The sequence below is a fragment of the Vibrio sp. ArtGut-C1 genome (assembly GCF_002105475.1).
GTDB lineage: Bacteria > Pseudomonadota > Gammaproteobacteria > Enterobacterales > Vibrionaceae > Vibrio > Vibrio diabolicus.
In genome coordinates, this window is sequence record NZ_NCTH01000008.1 from 61,397 (window position 1) to 78,466 (window position 17,070).

13 protein-coding genes are annotated in these 17,070 nt (G+C 45.3%); 10 read left to right on the forward strand and 3 right to left on the reverse strand.

The window, feature by feature from the left end; genetic code table 11:
- Positions 1-10: 10 nt before the first annotated feature.
- Together B7360_RS09225 and B7360_RS09230 are read right to left on the reverse strand one after the other, a co-directional pair.
- Positions 11-2,458: a bifunctional diguanylate cyclase/phosphodiesterase gene (locus tag B7360_RS09225; RefSeq protein WP_085343367.1), complete on the reverse strand. Its 2,448-nt coding sequence runs from the start codon at positions 2,456-2,458 to the stop codon at positions 11-13.
- Between the two features lie 191 nt (positions 2,459-2,649).
- Positions 2,650-3,558, reverse strand: coding sequence for a DMT family transporter (locus B7360_RS09230; RefSeq protein ID WP_006741770.1), 909 nt, complete (start codon positions 3,556-3,558; stop codon positions 2,650-2,652).
- 168 nt (positions 3,559-3,726) lie between these two features.
- Here B7360_RS09230 and rmuC point away from each other — a divergent pair, with 168 nt between their 5' ends.
- The 7 genes from rmuC to tatC all read left to right on the forward strand — a co-directional run bounded on the left by rmuC (position 3,727) and on the right by tatC (position 9,916).
- On the forward strand, positions 3,727-5,259 hold the full coding sequence (gene rmuC, locus B7360_RS09235) for a DNA recombination protein RmuC (protein WP_005394435.1): 1,533 nt from the start codon (positions 3,727-3,729) through the stop codon (positions 5,257-5,259).
- A 78-nt stretch (positions 5,260-5,337) separates the two neighbouring features.
- Positions 5,338-6,117: a bifunctional demethylmenaquinone methyltransferase/2-methoxy-6-polyprenyl-1,4-benzoquinol methylase UbiE gene (gene ubiE, locus B7360_RS09240; RefSeq protein ID WP_005394436.1), complete on the forward strand. Its 780-nt coding sequence runs from the start codon at positions 5,338-5,340 to the stop codon at positions 6,115-6,117.
- Positions 6,118-6,128: 11 nt separating this feature from the next.
- Positions 6,129-6,764 carry an SCP2 domain-containing protein gene (locus B7360_RS09245; protein ID WP_005394440.1) on the forward strand — a complete coding sequence of 212 codons (636 nt, stop codon included), beginning with the start codon at positions 6,129-6,131 and terminating at the stop codon, positions 6,762-6,764.
- Positions 6,761-8,395 carry a ubiquinone biosynthesis regulatory protein kinase UbiB gene (gene ubiB, locus B7360_RS09250; RefSeq protein ID WP_085343368.1) on the forward strand — a complete coding sequence of 545 codons (1,635 nt, stop codon included), beginning with the start codon at positions 6,761-6,763 and terminating at the stop codon, positions 8,393-8,395. The genes B7360_RS09245 and ubiB overlap by 4 nt, the downstream gene beginning before the upstream one ends.
- A 52-nt stretch (positions 8,396-8,447) precedes the next feature.
- Positions 8,448-8,693 (forward strand): Sec-independent protein translocase subunit TatA, encoded by a 246-nt coding sequence (gene tatA / locus B7360_RS09255; protein ID WP_005382958.1) that lies wholly within the window; start codon positions 8,448-8,450, stop codon positions 8,691-8,693.
- Positions 8,694-8,696: 3 nt separating this feature from the next.
- Entirely contained in the window at positions 8,697-9,095 is a 399-nt protein-coding gene (gene tatB, locus B7360_RS09260) for a Sec-independent protein translocase protein TatB (protein ID WP_005382959.1), read from the forward strand.
- Between the two features lie 68 nt (positions 9,096-9,163).
- A complete protein-coding gene (tatC, locus tag B7360_RS09265; protein ID WP_005394442.1) occupies positions 9,164-9,916 on the forward strand; it encodes a twin-arginine translocase subunit TatC in 753 nt (250 codons plus the stop codon).
- Between the two features lie 460 nt (positions 9,917-10,376).
- Here the strand turns inward: tatC and B7360_RS09270 are convergent, their stop codons facing one another.
- Positions 10,377-11,138, reverse strand: a complete 762-nt coding sequence (locus B7360_RS09270) for a TatD family hydrolase (protein ID WP_085343369.1) — start codon at positions 11,136-11,138, stop codon at positions 10,377-10,379.
- A gap of 184 nt (positions 11,139-11,322) precedes the next feature.
- Between B7360_RS09270 and hemB the strand changes: the two genes are divergently transcribed.
- From hemB to polA, 3 genes are all read left to right on the forward strand, one after another.
- Positions 11,323-12,384 (forward strand): porphobilinogen synthase, encoded by a 1,062-nt coding sequence (gene hemB / locus B7360_RS09275; protein WP_031777176.1) that lies wholly within the window; start codon positions 11,323-11,325, stop codon positions 12,382-12,384.
- 127 nt (positions 12,385-12,511) lie between these two features.
- The gene (locus tag B7360_RS09280; RefSeq protein WP_012841227.1) at positions 12,512-12,946 is read left to right on the forward strand and encodes a GNAT family N-acetyltransferase; all 435 of its coding nucleotides are present in this window, start codon (positions 12,512-12,514) and stop codon (positions 12,944-12,946) included.
- 620 nt (positions 12,947-13,566) lie between these two features.
- Entirely contained in the window at positions 13,567-16,353 is a 2,787-nt protein-coding gene (polA, locus tag B7360_RS09285; RefSeq protein WP_085343370.1) for a DNA polymerase I, read from the forward strand.
- Positions 16,354-17,070: the final 717 nt, after the last annotated feature.

Here is a 17,070-nt window from a genome sequence, read left to right on the forward strand (position 1 = left end):
ACAAGCTGGCTCAACGAAAAAGTTTTTCCGCACTTACAGGTCGGCTAAAAAGATACCCTTGACCGTAAACACAGCCTTTTTCGAACAAGTAATCGGCTTGCTCCTGAGTTTCTATTCCTTCCGCTACCACTTTCAATGACAGTGTTTTGCCCATGGCGATAATCGCATTCACAATCGCATTGCTATCGCTGTTGCTGGGTACATCACTGACAAACGAACGATCAATTTTCAGCTTATTGATGGGTAAACCTTTCAAATAAGACAAAGACGAATAGCCTGTGCCGAAATCATCCAGAGAAATCTCGATGCCTAAGCCTCTTAGTTGATTTAACGACGCAATGGCTTGTTGAGGGTCGATCAGTAAAAAGCTCTCGGTGATCTCCAAATCCAGCCGTTGAGCAGGAAAACCGGTTTGATTGAGGATATCGCTCAATCTCTGAATGAAATTCGATTGCTGAAGCTGTAATGCCGACACATTAACCGCAATTCTGCCAAACTCAACGCCTTGTTTCAGCCAAGCATTTCCTTGCTGGCAAGCGTGTAGCAAGACCCACTCGCCAATGCTTTGGATAAGCCCCGTTTTTTCTGCAATTGGAATAAAGTCGGCTGGTGGTACAAGGCCAAATTCGGGGTGCTGCCAGCGTAATAAGGTTTCAACGCCAACAATCGCATGTTGCTCCAAGTTGTATTGCGGCTGGAACTCTAATCGAAGTTGCTGCTTTTCTATCGCTTGATGCAAAGCAGATTGAATGCGCACATGGGATACCGATTTATCGGTTAAATCTGGTGAGTAAAATGCGTAGCCGTTGCGCCCATTTTTCTTCGCTAAGTACATCGCCGTATCTGCGTTTTTGAGTAAGGTTTCGCTGTCTTGGCCGTCTCTTGGGTATAAGGCTATGCCAATACTGGTCGAGACGCGCAATGAGTCGTGATTTGCCAAGTCGAACGGTTGTTGGAAAACGCTGAGAATATCGCCGACGGTTTCCAGCAAAGCCACATCACTGTGGACGTCCGGCAAAATGATCACGAACTCATCGCCGCCAATACGAGCCACATGCGCATTTAAGTGAAGAATATCTTGCAGACGGATAGCCAACTTAGACAGCAACTGATCACCACAAAAGTGACCCATGCTATCGTTGATGTGCTTGAAATGGTCGATATCCAGAAATAGGGTGGCAAACGTCTGTTGGTTCTTGTGCCCGGTTTCAATGTGTTGTTCAAGCAAGCTAAGTAAATGGGTGCGATTAGGCAGATTCGTTAACGGATCATAAAAGGCCATGCGCTGCAGTTTTTCTTCGTGCGCTTTACGCACGGAAATATCTTCAAATACACAGATGTAGTTAATGAGATGATTTTTATCGTCCATTACGGCACTAATGGTCGCTAACTGCGGGTAAATGCTGCCATCTTTCTTTCGGTTGATGAACTCGCCTTTCCATTGACCTTTGGTTTCGAGCTGATGCCACAACTGTTTATAGAAGCCTTGGTCATGATGACCTGAGCGCAGAATTCTAGGGTTCTTTCCAATCACCTCTTCAGAGCGATAGCCGGTGATTTGAGTAAAGGCTGTGTTTACATCAATGATGTTGGCATTGCGATCAGTAATGACCATGCCTTCTTGTGAGTTATTAAAAATTTTGGACGCCAATGAGAGTTGCGTTTCGACCATTTTCCGGCGTGTGATGTTGCGCGTCATGCCCAGAATGCCAATTAAGTTACCGTCATTATCACGGACAGGAGACTTAATGGTTTCTAGCCAAGTTGGGTTATTGTTTTCATCAATTTGGCGGCATTCTTCGACGATGTTCAGCGTGCCTGTCGCCACGACCAAGTTATCGGCCTCAATGAACTTCTCTGCTCGTTCGTGGCTAAACAGTGCGAAATCGTCTTTGCCGATGATCTCACTGTTGGTCTTTTGCCACGCATTTTCTACGCTTCGGTTGGTCATCGAATAAAGGCCATCCATGCCTTTTATCCAAATATGGTCTTCAAGGCAGTCGATAAACTCTTGCAGCGTCGGTAATGGTGTGGTCGCTGTAGTTTGATGGCGTGTTCGTTCTTGCTGGTAGTGTGAGCTGATATCAAAGCTCATTCGCCCCACTAATGCACTCAGCCAAGCAGAGACTACCGTGATTTGATCGTCAGGGTGAGTCAGCGCTAATACGGCAAACAGATCGCCATTTGCTAGCCAAATCGGACCTATGCTCAAGGTTTGCTGTCCAAAGGATGTGTGGCTTATCGTCAAGTCTGTCGGTGTAAATTGAGCGGCAACTTGCACTACCACTTCGACGATAGCGCAATGATTTTGAACCGAGGTGGACACCTCAGTTGATAGCCACTGCTGGGTATCGCTCAGAGTATAAAGTTGTCCCTGAGCTTGAGTAGCATCACAGCATTGTTGCAGAGCCTGTTGCCAGTCTGCCATCAAAGGCGAAGGAATAGCGAAGCGAAACATAATTAATAACGTGTCCTGAAGCGCCCAAAGATAGTGGTATTAGAATCTAGCTTAAGCTATTGGGCCGTGTTGGTATCGTATCCAACGCTTAGGTAATTCCCAGCAGCGTAAGGCGCTTTCTATCATTAAACTGTTAGCTATATCTCTTTTTTATCCAACTCATTGCATCGTTTATTGAGGTTTTTTGTTCATCATTGAGAAGTGCTCATGGCTTTGGTTTTTTTACCCCACGATACTTGTTGGACCACTAATCCACTGATGATCAGTATTAAACCAATCAAGGTTGATGGATGAATTTCTTCACCAATGATGGTTGCCAACAGCATCAGTGAGATGAATGGCGAAGCAAAGATCAGATTACTGATGCGGGCTGTGTTTTGCGTCGATTTGAGGGCGCTTAGCCATAGGACGAAAGTGATCCCCATTTCAAATAGCCCGACATACGTCACCGCTGCCCAGCCTTTAATTGAGATTGCCTGCCAGCTCGCACCTTCATAAATACTTAAACCAATGGCAAATGGAATAGCGACCAAAAAACCAAGTAATACACCAACCACAGGGTCGGCCTTATTTTTGGTGTTTAAAATCCAGTAACCAGCCCACAATAGTGTCGATAGCAGCGCCAGTCCCACGCCCAACGGGCTCTCGAATTGCATGCCGAGAACATTGCCCTGCGTGGCAATCACAATCACGCCTACATAGCTAAAACCGCAAGCGAGCCAATCTTTAGCACGGATCTTCTGCCCTAAGAAAACAGCAGCCATTAGCGTCAAGGTAATGGCCCAGCTGTAGTTGATCGCTTGGGCTTGGGATGCAGGCAGCAAGTCATACGCTTTAAAGAGAATGACGTAATACGCCAAGGGGTTAATCAACCCAAGCAGTAGGTAATACCAAGGGTTTGAGAGGAAGGTGGCACTTAACTGGCCCAACTTGCCTTGCACACCACAGATTATCGTCAGCGCAATCGCAGAGACGATACTGGCAATGCACAGCATTTGGATTGGCGTAAATTCTGCCAACGTGAGTTTAAATGCGGTTGCAACGGTAGACCAAAGTAATACTGCTGAGAGCCCAAATCCTAGGGCGCGACGCTCGTTCATGATGCCTCTGCGTGATGATGTGCCGCTCGGTTTGGTTCATTTGAGCGGAAGAAAGAATATTATAGGAAGGCCTAGTGTATGCGAGGATTTTTCATCCAACAAACTGGACATTTATCCAGTGTCTAAATACCATTGTTATAGATACAAAACACAGGCTAACTCGCTATTATGCAATGGATTCTTGAGTACCAATCTCTCATTCTCTCTTCTCTTTGCGCTGCCACGCTTAGTGGTGTCGCCGTCGGTTGGTGGGTGAAACAGCGTTTTATCACCCAAACTCAGCTTCTCGAACAACAACTTGTTTCAGAAAAGCAGCTTCACCAACAGCAGCTTGAACAGGTTAAACAAAGCCTTGCCGATGCCCAGCAAGAGTTGGATGAATTAGATGATGAGCGCGATAAAGCCGCGTTTGAAGTACGCCAAACACACGGAAAGCTGATGGCCGCAATGGAAAAACTGCGTTACTTCGAGGCCGTAAAGCAAGAGCGCCAGCAATACTTTGATGAGCTTGGTCAGATGCGTGAGCATAAATCACGTCTAGAAACGCAACTGCGTGAGCAGCAAGCACGTCATGAGCAAATCAACCAAGCCAATGCCGAAAAACTGCAAATTCTAGAGCAAGCGGAAGCGCGCCTGAAACAGCAATTTGAGCACTTGGCCAACCAACTGTTTGAAGAAAAAACCGCGAAGGTCGACTTGCAAAACCGTCAGAGTTTGGAAGGTTTGTTGTCACCGCTCCGAGAGCAGCTAGAAGGATTCAAAAAGCACGTTAATGACAGCTTTAGCCAAGAAGCTAAAGAGCGCCATACCTTAGTGCATGAGCTCAAAAACCTGCAACGTTTGAATGAGCAAATGACGCGAGAAGCGGTTAATTTGACCCAAGCGTTGAAAGGGGACAACAAGCAGCAAGGTAATTGGGGGGAAGTGGTGCTCGCGAGGGTGCTTGCCGAGTCGGGACTGCGTGAAGGGCACGAATATCAGACTCAGGTGAATTTGCAAAATGAAGCAGGCAAGCGCTACCAACCTGATGTGATTGTTCATCTCCCACAAAACAAACAAGTGGTTGTGGATTCCAAAATGGCGCTAGTCGCCTATGAGCGCTATTTCAACGCCGAAACTGATGCCGAGCGAGATCAGGCTTTGAGTGCGCACTTAGCCGCACTGCGTGCTCACATTAAGGGTTTAAGCATGAAGGACTACCACAAACTCAAAGGTATTCAGAGTTTGGACTATGTGCTGATGTTTATTCCGGTTGAGCCTGCTTTCCAAGTCGCGATTCAAGCCGATCCAAGTTTGATCAAAGACGCGATGGAGCAAAACATCATTTTGGTGAGCCCAACAACGTTGCTGGTGGCACTGCGCACCATTGATAATCTATGGCGCAATGAACGCCAGAATGAAAACGCCAAAATGATTGCGCAGCGCGCGACAAAACTCTACGACAAATTACGATTGTTTGTGGACGACATGGAAGGGCTCGGCGGTGCGCTGGATAAGGCGAATCAAAGCTATCAAGGCGCAATGAACAAGCTTGCCACAGGGCGCGGGAATGTGATTCGTCAAGCCGAAAGCTTTAAGCACCTTGGGGTTGAAATCAAACGACCAATTTCTTCTGACCTCGCACAGTTAGCGCAGAGTGATTCATTTTCAGAAAATGACCCGTTAGTAGAAAGACATCCGGCTGAGGATAAAGTAAACTAATCGCCCGCAGTGCAGTGGGCGATTTTATTTGTCAGCAAACGCCCCGCAGAGAGAAAGCGCTGCCTAAGAGGAATTAGAATGACGGACACAAGTTTGCAATCCAATACAGCGTTAGAGAATGAAACCACTCACTTTGGTTTCTCTACAGTGGCAAAAGACGAAAAAGTGACTAAGGTTGCCGAAGTATTCCACTCCGTGGCAACAAAATACGACATCATGAATGACCTGATGTCTGGTGGTATTCACCGCCTTTGGAAGCGCTTCACTATCGATTGTAGTGGTGCTCGCCCTGGCCAACGTATTCTTGACCTAGGTGGTGGTACGGGTGATTTAACGGCGAAATTCTCGCGCATTGTTGGCGATGAAGGCCATGTCATCCTTGCTGATATCAATAATTCAATGCTTAACGTTGGTCGCGATAAACTGCGTGACAACGGTATTGTGGGTAACGTGCATTACGTTCAAGCCAACGCAGAAGAACTGCCGTTCCCTGATGATTATTTTGATGCCATCACCATCAGTTTTTGTTTGCGTAATGTGACTGACAAAGACAAAGCGCTTCGTTCAATGTTCCGCGTATTGAAGCCAGGGGGCCGTCTATTGGTGCTAGAATTTTCGAAACCAGTGCTAGAGCCGTTATCGAAAGTATACGACGCATATTCATTCCACTTATTGCCGAGAATCGGTGAGCTAGTTGCGAATGACTCAGAGAGTTACCGCTACCTAGCGGAGTCAATCCGTATGCATCCAGACCAAGAAACGCTGGAAGGCATGATGCAAGACGCAGGTTTTGAAAACACCAAATACTACAACTTAACTGGTGGTATTGTGGCTTTGCATCGCGGTTATAAATTCTAAGGGTTAACGGCATGCCATTTGAACCACTTATCACCGCTGTGATTGAAACGTCACTGAATACTCTGATCAAAGACGACCCTGCATTGGGCCGTCGTTTAGCGCGCCTAAAAGGTCAAGTTATTCAAGTTCACCTGAAAGAGATCAATAAAACACTGACGTTCGTTTTTAGTCAGCAAATTGATGTGCTCGGTCATTACGAAGGGCAGCCTAACTGCTACTTATCGCTCAACTTGAGCGTGTTGCCAGAGCTGCGTGACCAGGCCAACATCACTCGCCTTATTAAACAAGATAAACTTGAGCTTGAAGGCGATATTCAATTGGCGCAGAAATTCTCTCAGTTGATGGTGGATTGCAAACCAGATGTTGAAGAGTGGTTGTCTCGCGTGACTGGCGATGTCGCCGCACATACCTTTGTGCAAGGTTCAAAAAACATCGGCAACTTTCTTGCGTCTCAAGCAGAAAAACACCAGCGTCATCTTGCGCAAGTAGTGACTGAAGAGTGGAAGTTGGCACCTGCTCCTCTAGAAGTGGCGTATTTTTGCGACCAGGTTGATGAGGTTCGCAGCCAGGCTTCTCGCGTTGAAGCTCGCTTGACTGCTTTGCTGAATAAGTTGGATGCAGATAAGCCGGCATTGGAGAAACCATGACGCCAGCAGAACTAAAGCGCTTATACCACATCGCCAAAGTACAACTGGAATACGGCTTAGATGAGCTGCTTCCCGATCACCAACTGACCAAAGCTCCGTTATTACTGCGCAAAAGCCTGTTCTGGATTAAGAGCAAGCATCCAGAAAAACCACTCGGTGAGCGCCTGCGTTTAGCGTTGCAAGAGCTGGGGCCAGTTTGGATTAAGTTCGGTCAGATGATGTCAACGCGCCGTGACTTATTTCCTCCGCACATTGCTGATCCCCTGGCTTTGCTTCAAGACCAAGTCGCGCCATTTGATGGTGAGCTAGCAAAAAAGCAGATGGAGCAGGCATTAGGTGGTCCGTTAGAAAACTGGTTTACCGAGTTTGATATCAAACCACTGGCGTCAGCATCGATTGCTCAGGTGCATACTGCGCGTTTAAAAGACTCTAACCAAGAAGTGGTATTAAAGGTTATCCGCCCAGATATTCGCCCGGTCATTGATTCAGATCTAAAACTGATGCACCGAATGGCGCGTATAGTCGCCGGAGCGATGCCTGAAGCACGTCGTTTGAAACCAGTTGAAGTTGTACGTGAGTACGAGAAAACATTGCTTGATGAACTCGACTTACGACGTGAAGCGGCGAATGCCATTCAGTTGCGCCGCAACTTTGAAGGCAGCGAAGAATTGTATGTTCCTGAAGTTTTTCCTGACTTCAGTAATGAAACTGTCATGGTTTCTGAGCGAATATATGGCATTCAAGTCTCTGATATTGAAGGCTTGAAAGCAAATAGCACCAATATGAAATTGCTCGCGGAGCGCGGCGTGAGTGTGTTCTTCACTCAGGTGTTCCGAGACAGCTTCTTCCATGCCGATATGCATCCGGGGAACGTGTTCGTCAAACCCGAACATCCAGAGAACCCAATGTGGATCGGGCTAGATTGCGGAATCGTTGGTACACTTAATAGTGAAGACAAGCGTTATCTGGCGGAAAACTTCCTGGCGTTTTTCAATAGAGACTACCGCCGAGTGGCGGAGTTACATGTGGACTCAGGATGGGTGCCTGCCGATACCAATGTCGATGAGTTTGAGTTCGCGATTCGCATTGTGTGTGAGCCTATTTTTGCTAAGCCACTGTGCGAAATCTCCTTTGGTCATGTGTTGTTGAATTTGTTCAACACGGCACGTCGATTCAACATGGAGGTTCAGCCACAACTTGTATTGCTGCAAAAAACGCTGCTGTACGTGGAAGGTCTTGGTAGGCAGCTGTACCCTCAGCTTGATTTGTGGGAGACCGCAAAACCATTCCTTGAAGAATGGATGATGAATCAAGTTGGGCCGCAAGCTTTGGTGAATGCGATTAAAGATCGCGCGCCATTTTGGGCGGAGAAGCTACCGGAACTGCCAGAGCTGCTTTACGATAGCCTGAAACAAGGTAAAGCGATGAACCAACGAATGGATCAGCTTTACCAAGGGTATCGTCAGAGCAAGCGCCAGCAGGCGACAGGAAAGTTTTTATTTGGCGTTGGCGCCACTTTAGTCGTATGCTCGGCAATATTGGTGAACAATGCTTTTGAGCAGCTTTCGTTGGCCAGCGGTATCGCAGGTGTCACATTTTGGCTGCTTAGTTGGCGAGCTTATCGTCAATAGACGTTAAACTCTTGAAATATTTTTGTTTATTTAAAGACCCGAGGTAAAGAGAATGGGTGGTATCAGTGTTTGGCAACTTCTAATCATTGCTGTAATTGTTGTATTGCTATTCGGAACTAAGAAACTACGCGGTATCGGTGGCGATCTGGGTGGTGCCGTTAAGGGCTTCAAAAAAGCGATGAGCGAAGATGAACCTGCGAAAAATGACAAAGACGCAGACTTCGAACCAAAAAGTCTAGAAGAGCAGCAGAAAAAAGAAGCTGCTCCTGAAACGAAAAAAGACAAAGAGCAGGCGTAAAACGTGTTTGATATCGGTTTTTGGGAACTGGTATTAATATCTGTTGTTGGTCTGGTCGTTCTTGGGCCGGAGCGTTTGCCTCATGCTATTCGCAGCGTGTCTCGCTTTATCGGTGCCGCTAAGAGTATGGCAAATAGCGTCAAAGACGAATTGTCACACGAGCTGAAAGTCCAAGAGCTGCAAGAAAACTTGCGCAAAGCAGAGCAAATGGGGATGGATGATTTGTCTCCTGAGTTGAAATCTTCAGTCGAAGAATTGAAGAAGGCAGCGCAATCTGTAAATCGTCCTTACGCAAAGAACACCGATTCAGAGGCTGAGCCTGTAAAAACAGAGCCAGCAGCAGAAAAGGTAGAGAAAGCGGAAGAGAGCAAGGTTACAGCGGCAGATAAGAAAGCCGAATAGTCTCATTAGGAGGAGCTACTAGTGATTGGTAGCTCCTTTTTGATCTGGTTTTTAATAAGAGGTTTGCCATGTCTACCGTCGAGCAGACACAACCTTTAATTAGTCATTTGTTGGAGCTTCGCAACCGACTACTGCGCTCAATTTTGGCAGTGTTGGTGGTGTTTGTCGGACTAATTTATTTCTCTAACCACATTTACGAGTTTGTTTCCGCACCTTTAGTAGAGCGTCTACCTGAAGGCGCGACCATGATTGCTACGGATGTGGCTTCACCCTTTTTCACGCCACTGAAGTTGACGTTAATCGCTTCGGTATTTATTGCGGTGCCGTTTATTTTGTATCAAGTTTGGGCCTTTGTTGCTCCTGGCTTATACAAACATGAGCGTCGTTTGATTATGCCGTTGCTGTTTTCCAGCTCACTGCTGTTTTATTGCGGTGTGGCATTTGCGTATTTTGTGGTGTTTCCACTAGTGTTTGGCTTCTTTACTGCTATCTCATTGGGTGGTGTAGAGTTTGCGACCGACATTTCTAGCTATCTCGATTTTGTACTGGCGCTATTTATGGCGTTTGGTATCGCATTCGAGGTGCCTGTTGCGATTATTTTGTTGTGTTGGACTGGGGCCACTACACCAGAAGATCTAAGACAGAAACGGCCTTATATCATTGTGGCGGCGTTTGTCGTAGGTATGGTGTTAACGCCACCAGACATGATCTCGCAAACCTTACTCGCTATTCCGATGTGTTTACTGTTTGAAGTCGGTTTGTTCTTTGCGCGTTTTTATACGCGTCGAGGCGAAGAGGCAGAAGCGGAAACCGAAGAATAAGTTTACTGTAGATGTAAAAAGCGGCTCAATTGAGCCGCTTTTTTTGCGGTTGGTTTGTTTCTTGGGCTAACTACTTAACTTTCATGACGTAACCACACTTTGTGCATACGTATACTTCCTTGATGCCCAGCAGCTTTTGAAAAAAACTGCGCGGTACGCGTTGTAAGTAAGCACCATGTGTACACACTTCAACTTCCATATTCATGCTGTTTTACATTTGTGCTAATTAATGGGCATAAAGCAGTATAGAAAAAGAATATGTCTAATTGTCGACAGTTTTGCAAAACAGACGAAGTAAAGTGGCGATATGAGAGGTAAGTAGAGTTGCTAGTTAATTATTATGTTTATCAATAACTTTGTGTGGGTTGTTCTATTATTTCAATAGGTTGAATCATTCATTCAATAGTTTAGGTAATAAAAAAGCGACGTTGATTTCGTCGCTTTTTTCAATTTTCGTGAATTAAATATTAAACAGCTTTTTGGCATTTTCAGTCGTTATTGCATCGATAGTTGCGACATCGACATCACGCAAGTCGGCAACACGTTGTGCAACGAGAGAAGTGTAGGCTGGTTCATTACGCTTACCACGGTGCGGTACAGGCGCTAAGTATGGACAATCGGTTTCTAAAATGACCCACTGCATATCCAAATGTGGAATGACTTTATCCATCCCGCCATTCTTAAAGGTCGATACGCCACCCAAGCCTAAGTGGAAGCCTAGCTCATTGATTGCTTGCGCTTCTTCTAAACTGCCTCCAAAACAGTGGAATACACCACGCAGACGACCATCTTGCTCTTGTCTTAGCAAAGTGAGTGTTTCTTCAATCGAATCACGAGTGTGGATAACGACTGGTAAATCCATCTCTTTTGCCCAGTTAAGTTGAGCTACGAACGCCATCTCTTGCTCGGCGCGATAGGTTTTGTCCCAATACAGGTCGATACCAATTTCGCCCACCGCAATAAACTTGTGTTTCTCAAACCAGCCGCGGATGACTTCCAACGTTTGCTCAACGTTGTTATCCACATAGCAAGGATGGAGTCCCATCATTGAGTGGCACACGTCAGGATATGCCGCTTCGGTTTGTAGCATGGGCTCAATAGAGTCCAGATCGATGTTTGGCAACAGGATCTTATTAATGCCTTGCGCTAAGGCGCGTTGTACTACTTCATCGCGGTCGTTATCAAATTCGCTGGCATAGATGTGCGCGTGGGTATCGATCATCGTTACTCTCTGTGCTTCATGATTGGTTTCGTATTCGAAGTATACTTGAGTGTGAGTGCTGGGTCATTTTCAGTTTTTTTCATTACCTTTTTCCAGATTGTCACTCGCAACATGCATCAAGAGTGATATGATTTTGTTCACCAGATGATTTGATCATCATAACCGTCCAGACAAGGAGAAAATGGTGTCTGTATCAATTCAAGGTCCATTCCCTGCACGCCGTATGCGTCGTTTACGTAAGCACGATTTTAGTCGTCGTTTGATGGCTGAGAACCAACTTTCTGTTAATGATCTGATTTACCCAATGTTCATCCTAATGGGTAAAGATCGTCGTGAGAGCGTGGAGTCCATGCCGGGTGTAGAGCGTTTGTCGATTGATTTAATGCTAGAAGAAGCGCAATACCTTGCAAATCTAGGCGTTCCAGCAATCGCGCTTTTCCCTGTCGTAAACCAAGACGCTAAAAGCTTATGTGCTACTGAAGCCTACAACCCAGAAGGTTTGGTCCAGCGAGCAGTACGTGCGCTTAAAGAACATATTCCTCAAATCGGTGTGATCACAGACGTGGCACTTGACCCATTCACGACGCACGGCCAAGACGGCATCATCGATGAAGATGGCTACGTAATGAATGATGAAACCACGGAAGTACTGGTTAAGCAGGCTTTGTCTCATGCAGAAGCGGGTGCTGACGTAGTCGCGCCTTCAGACATGATGGATGGCCGTATTGGTAAGATCCGCGAAGCATTAGAAAATGCGGGCTACATTCATACACAAATCATGGCTTACTCGGCTAAGTACGCGTCGAACTACTACGGACCATTCCGTGATGCTGTTGGCTCTTCTTCAAATCTAAAAGGCGGCAACAAGAAAAACTACCAAATGGACCCAGCAAACATTGACGAAGCGATTCACGAAGTGGCGCTAGACATCAATGAAGGTGCGGACATGGTGATGGTTAAACCTGGTATGCCATACTTAGATGTAGTTCGCCGAGTAAAAACTGAACTTCAAGTACCGACATTTGCTTATCAAGTATCTGGCGAGTACGCGATGCATAAAGCGGCGATCATGAATGGCTGGCTCAAAGAGCGCGAAATTGTGATGGAATCACTACTATGCTTCAAACGTGCAGGTGCTGACGGCATCTTAACGTACTTTGCGAAAGATGTGGCTGAGTGGTTGGCAGAAGAGAATGCACAAACTGCTCAACACCTAAATCGTACTCCGGAAGCGACTGAAGAGTAATTATCGCTCAGTGAGAAACACCAGACCAACAAGAGTTGTTCGTCTGTATATACCCAAGTAACCTCAGGCGGATTACAACAGTAACAATCCAAGGTGCTTGGGTATTTTTATTTTGGAGAAGAGAACAATGACAATGCTGATTCGTGAAGGCACATTGGAAGAAGCACTTCAAGTTGTGGCACGTGTTACCGAATTTTCGAAAGGAGAAACGGTAGACTCCATGACTCAACGTTTAGAAGAGAAAAACAGTTTAATCCTCGTTGCAGAAAAAAATGGCACGATTGTCGGCTTCAAAATAGGTTACGAATTAGAGGATGGTGTTTTCTATAGCTGGTTGGGTGGTGTTGTTCCTGAGGCTCGAAATGAAGGCGTGGCACAATTGCTTTTGGAAGCACAAGAAGATTGGGCGGCTGAGCAAGGCTATAACACGTTAAAAGTGAAATCTCGAAATCAGTTTCCTGCTATGCTTCGATTGTTATTGAGGAATGGCTATATCATTGAAAAATTTGAAGAAAAAATTAATCTTCGTGAATCTCGAGTTCATTTCATTAAAGCGATGTGAAAATAAATGAGATTTTTTCTCATTTAACTGTTGACTACGAAATGAGAATCATTATTATTAAACCTGTCTTAGGGAATGAGGAAGAGTTCACAAGGACGTTGAATGACTTATTAACAGAAGTTGATTAACTGAAAGTTGAGAAGTGATGAAACATTTTTCCGAGAACTTGCACGAATTCTTTTTGACACGACATTGCTCACATTGCTTCCAGTGTAATTTATAGCTTCTTGGTTAAGCTGCTCTATTTACAGAATTTGCTTTACCACTTCTGCTAGGCGACCCCATTCGGGTCGCTTTTTTCTTTTCTACGATTTCTATTTGACGTCACTATTCGTATTTTTTCCACACACGATGATCATTTAAGGATCGTTGATCTTCTCGCCGTTTTATAAAATAAACTTTTAAAAACAATAACTTAACGTACATGTTTTTTGTGTTTTCTATCATTGGATAACCAGTGGATAATTTCTATAAACAGAGTTATCCACAGGGTGAGGTTATCTTCGTGAATAAAATCGAAAAATTTACGCGACCTAGATCGAGCGAACAAGATAGATTCGGATCAGCAGTCATGGCATCCTAGGCAGATCTCTCAAGTACTGAATTGGATACAGACAATTATGGCAAGTATTCCTGAAAATCCGTTGATCCTTATCGACGGCTCTTCTTACCTATATCGCGCTTTTCACGCCTACCCGGGCACCATGAGCAATGGTGAAATTCCAACTAATGCCGTTTACGGTGTCGTGAACATGTTACGCAGCATGATGCGTCAGTTTGCGTCTGAGCGCATCGCGGTGGTTTTCGATGCGAAGGGAAAAACCTTCCGTGATGATATGTATGCAGAATACAAAGCTAATCGTCCGCCAATGCCGGATGATCTGCGTTGCCAAATTGAACCATTGCACAATGTTATTCGCGCGATGGGTTTACCACTGATCTGTGTTCCTGGTGTCGAAGCGGATGACGTCATTGGTACGTTGGCGCATCAAGCATCACAAAAGGGCATGCCTGTATTGATCAGTACTGGTGATAAAGACATGGCGCAGTTGGTGGATGATAATATTACCCTGATCAACACCATGACGAACGTCGTGATGGATCGTGAAGGTGTGGTTGAAAAGTTTGGCATTCCACCTGAGTTAATCATCGACTACCTAGCGCTGATGGGCGATAAAGTAGATAACATCCCTGGTGTGCCAGGCGTGGGTGATAAAACAGCGACCGCACTACTGCAAGGTATTGGCGGTCTGACTAAGCTGTATGAAAATCTCGATGACATTGCTGCGCTCGGTTTCCGTGGTTCTAAAACCATGGCGAAGAAGCTCATCGATAACAAAGAAAATGCCATGCTGTCGTACGAGCTCGCGACCATTAAATTGGATGTTGAACTTGAAGAAACGCCAGAATCACTGCTGAAAGCGGAACCAAATAAAGACGAACTAGTGAAGTTGTATGGTCAACTGACGTTTAAATCTTGGTTGAACGAGCTACTTGAAGGTGGTTCTGGGTCGGTAGAAGCTGTTGAGCTTGCTGGCTCTGCTCAAGTATCTTCTTCTCATGCTGAGATGGAAACTTCCGCAGTGACAATCGACCGCAGCCAATATGAAACGATTCTGGATGAAGAAACCTTCAATGCGTGGCTAGACAAACTTCAAACGGCCGAGTTGTTTGCGTTTGATACGGAAACCGACAACCTAGATTACATGCTAGCGAACCTGGTTGGTTTGTCATTCGCTGTCGATGAAGGCATTGCCGCTTATGTGCCTGTTGCACATGACTACCTAGATGCACCTGAACAGCTTGATCGTGATTGGGTTCTAGGACAGCTTAAGCCAATTCTTGAAGATGCAGCGAAAGCAAAAGTTGGTCAAAACTTAAAGTATGATGCGTCTGTATTGGCTCGTTATGATATTGAGCTAAAAGGTATCAAGCACGACACGATGTTGGAATCGTACATTTACAACAGTGTCGGCGGTAAACACGATATGGACAGCTTGGCGCTGCGCTTCCTACAACATAGTTGCATTTCTTTTGAGCAAATTGCAGGTAAAGGCAAAAATCAGCTTACGTTTAACCAAATCGAGTTGGAACAAGCATCGCCATACGCGGCAGAAGATGCGGATGTGACCCTTCGTCTGCACAATCGCTTGTTTGCGAATATCGAGCAGGATGAAAGCCTGAAGACAGTGTACGAAGAGATTGAAATGCCGTTGGTGCCAGTTCTTTCGCGCATTGAACGCACCGGGGTCTTTATTGACGAAATGAAGCTGAGTGCGCAGTCGGTAGAGATTACCGCTCGCCTTGATGAGCTTGAAAAGAAAGCGTATGAAATTGCAGAGCAAGAGTTCAACATGAACTCGCCAAAGCAATTACAAGCCATCCTATTTGAAAAAATGGGTTTACCGGTGGTGAAGAAAACGCCATCAGGTACACCATCGACGAATGAAGAAGTTCTGCAAGAACTCGCGCTAGATTACCCACTGCCAAAATTGATTTTGGAATATCGCGGTTTGGCGAAGCTTAAATCGACGTACACGGACAAGCTGCCGAAGATGATCAACCCAACAACAGGGCGTGTGCATACTTCTTACCATCAAGCGGTAACCGCAACAGGTCGTCTATCTTCTACCGATCCGAACTTACAGAACATTCCAATTCGTAACGAAGCTGGCCGTCGTATTCGCCAAGCGTTTGTCGCACCAGCTGGCCATAAAATCTTAGCGGTCGACTACTCGCAAATCGAACTGCGCATCATGGCTCACCTTTCTGGCGACCAAGCGTTATTAGATGCCTTCCGTGATGGTAAAGACATTCACGCGGCAACTGCGGCAGAAATTATGGGTCTGGATATTGAACAAGTATCCAGTGAGCAGCGTCGCCGTGCTAAAGCCGTTAACTTCGGGCTTATCTATGGCATGAGTGAATTTGGTTTGGCGAAGCAGCTTGGTATCCCTCGCGGCGAAGCACAAGCCTACATGGATAAATACTTTGAGCGTTACCCTGGCGTTATGCAGTACATGGAAGACACGCGCAGCACGGCTGCAGATAAGGGCTATGTTGAAACGATTTTTGGTCGACGTTTGCATTTACCAGAAATCAAATCGCGCAACGGTATGCGTCGTAAAGCTGCTGAACGTGCGGCAATCAACGCACCGATGCAAGGTACAGCTGCGGACATCATTAAGAAAGCGATGCTGTTGGTTGATCAGTGGATTCAGGAAGAAGGCAATGGCCGTGTGAAGTTGTTAATGCAAGTACACGATGAATTGGTCTTTGAAGTTGAAGAGTCATCATTGTCCGAAATTGAAAGTAAAGTACAGAAATTGATGGAATCTGCAGCAGAGCTAAAAGTACCGTTGGTTGCAGAAGCAGGGCACGGTGACAACTGGGATCAAGCTCATTAGTCACTTTTAGACCAAAATAACCAATTAATTATGAGCCAGCGCACAAACGCTGGCTTTTTTTTGCGATTAAAAAAGCTAGCGCAAAGTTAACTTTGATGTTGCTTAATAAAAATTTCATGAAAAAAAACTACAAAAATTCTTTGCAATTCTGACCAATTGTTGTACATTAATACTCGTAGGGTACAGAGGTAAGATGTTCTATCTTTCAGACCTTTTGTTTCACGTTATTGGATTAGGCTGATTCAGCCGCCCCAGTCAGCTTTTGACTGGGGCGTTTTTTATTGGGCGAAAGAAAATTTTTCTTTTTGTTCAATGTGTTGGGTTGGTAACGACTTGTCTTTATATTTCTCCCACCTTTAACCTATTGTCTACACTCCAATTTTCTTCAAAAACTCGCAAACTATTCAGTCTGTAAATTTATGCCAATCACACTATGATTTTTTCTTGAAGGAAACTAAGTTGACGGGAAAATGGGTAGGTTTCTGTCTAACTTGTTGAATTGTATTTTCTTTATTGGTTATGGTTGTGAGTTGATTAAGCGAAAACTAAAGTTAGGCGGCTTTTTAAGCTATTGAAATCATCCGATAGTTCAGCAATGCTTCGTCACATAACAATAATTACCAATTTTTCTCTCCCGTTATCCCTGCCAGGAAGGTGGGGATTTTTATTGCCTGTTATTTAGCTCAGATAAACAAAAGCCCCACCAAATGGTAGGGC

What these genes read in the sequence shown, in the direction of transcription:
- ubiE (WP_005394436.1), top strand. Translation starts at nt 5,338, where the DNA reads ATGACGGACACAAGTTTGCAATCCAATACAGCGTTAGAGAATGAAACC.
- polA (WP_085343370.1), top strand. Translation starts at nt 13,567, where the DNA reads ATGGCAAGTATTCCTGAAAATCCGTTGATCCTTATCGACGGCTCTTCT.
- B7360_RS09230 (WP_006741770.1), bottom strand. Translation starts at nt 3,558, where the DNA reads ATGAACGAGCGTCGCGCCCTAGGATTTGGGCTCTCAGCAGTATTACTT.
- tatC (WP_005394442.1), top strand. Translation starts at nt 9,164, where the DNA reads ATGTCTACCGTCGAGCAGACACAACCTTTAATTAGTCATTTGTTGGAG.
- B7360_RS09280 (WP_012841227.1), top strand. Translation starts at nt 12,512, where the DNA reads ATGACAATGCTGATTCGTGAAGGCACATTGGAAGAAGCACTTCAAGTT.
- B7360_RS09245 (WP_005394440.1), top strand. Translation starts at nt 6,129, where the DNA reads ATGCCATTTGAACCACTTATCACCGCTGTGATTGAAACGTCACTGAAT.
- B7360_RS09270 (WP_085343369.1), bottom strand. Translation starts at nt 11,138, where the DNA reads ATGATCGATACCCACGCGCACATCTATGCCAGCGAATTTGATAACGAC.
- ubiB (WP_085343368.1), top strand. Translation starts at nt 6,761, where the DNA reads ATGACGCCAGCAGAACTAAAGCGCTTATACCACATCGCCAAAGTACAA.
- rmuC (WP_005394435.1), top strand. Translation starts at nt 3,727, where the DNA reads ATGCAATGGATTCTTGAGTACCAATCTCTCATTCTCTCTTCTCTTTGC.
- tatA (WP_005382958.1), top strand. Translation starts at nt 8,448, where the DNA reads ATGGGTGGTATCAGTGTTTGGCAACTTCTAATCATTGCTGTAATTGTT.
- B7360_RS09225 (WP_085343367.1), bottom strand. Translation starts at nt 2,458, where the DNA reads ATGTTTCGCTTCGCTATTCCTTCGCCTTTGATGGCAGACTGGCAACAG.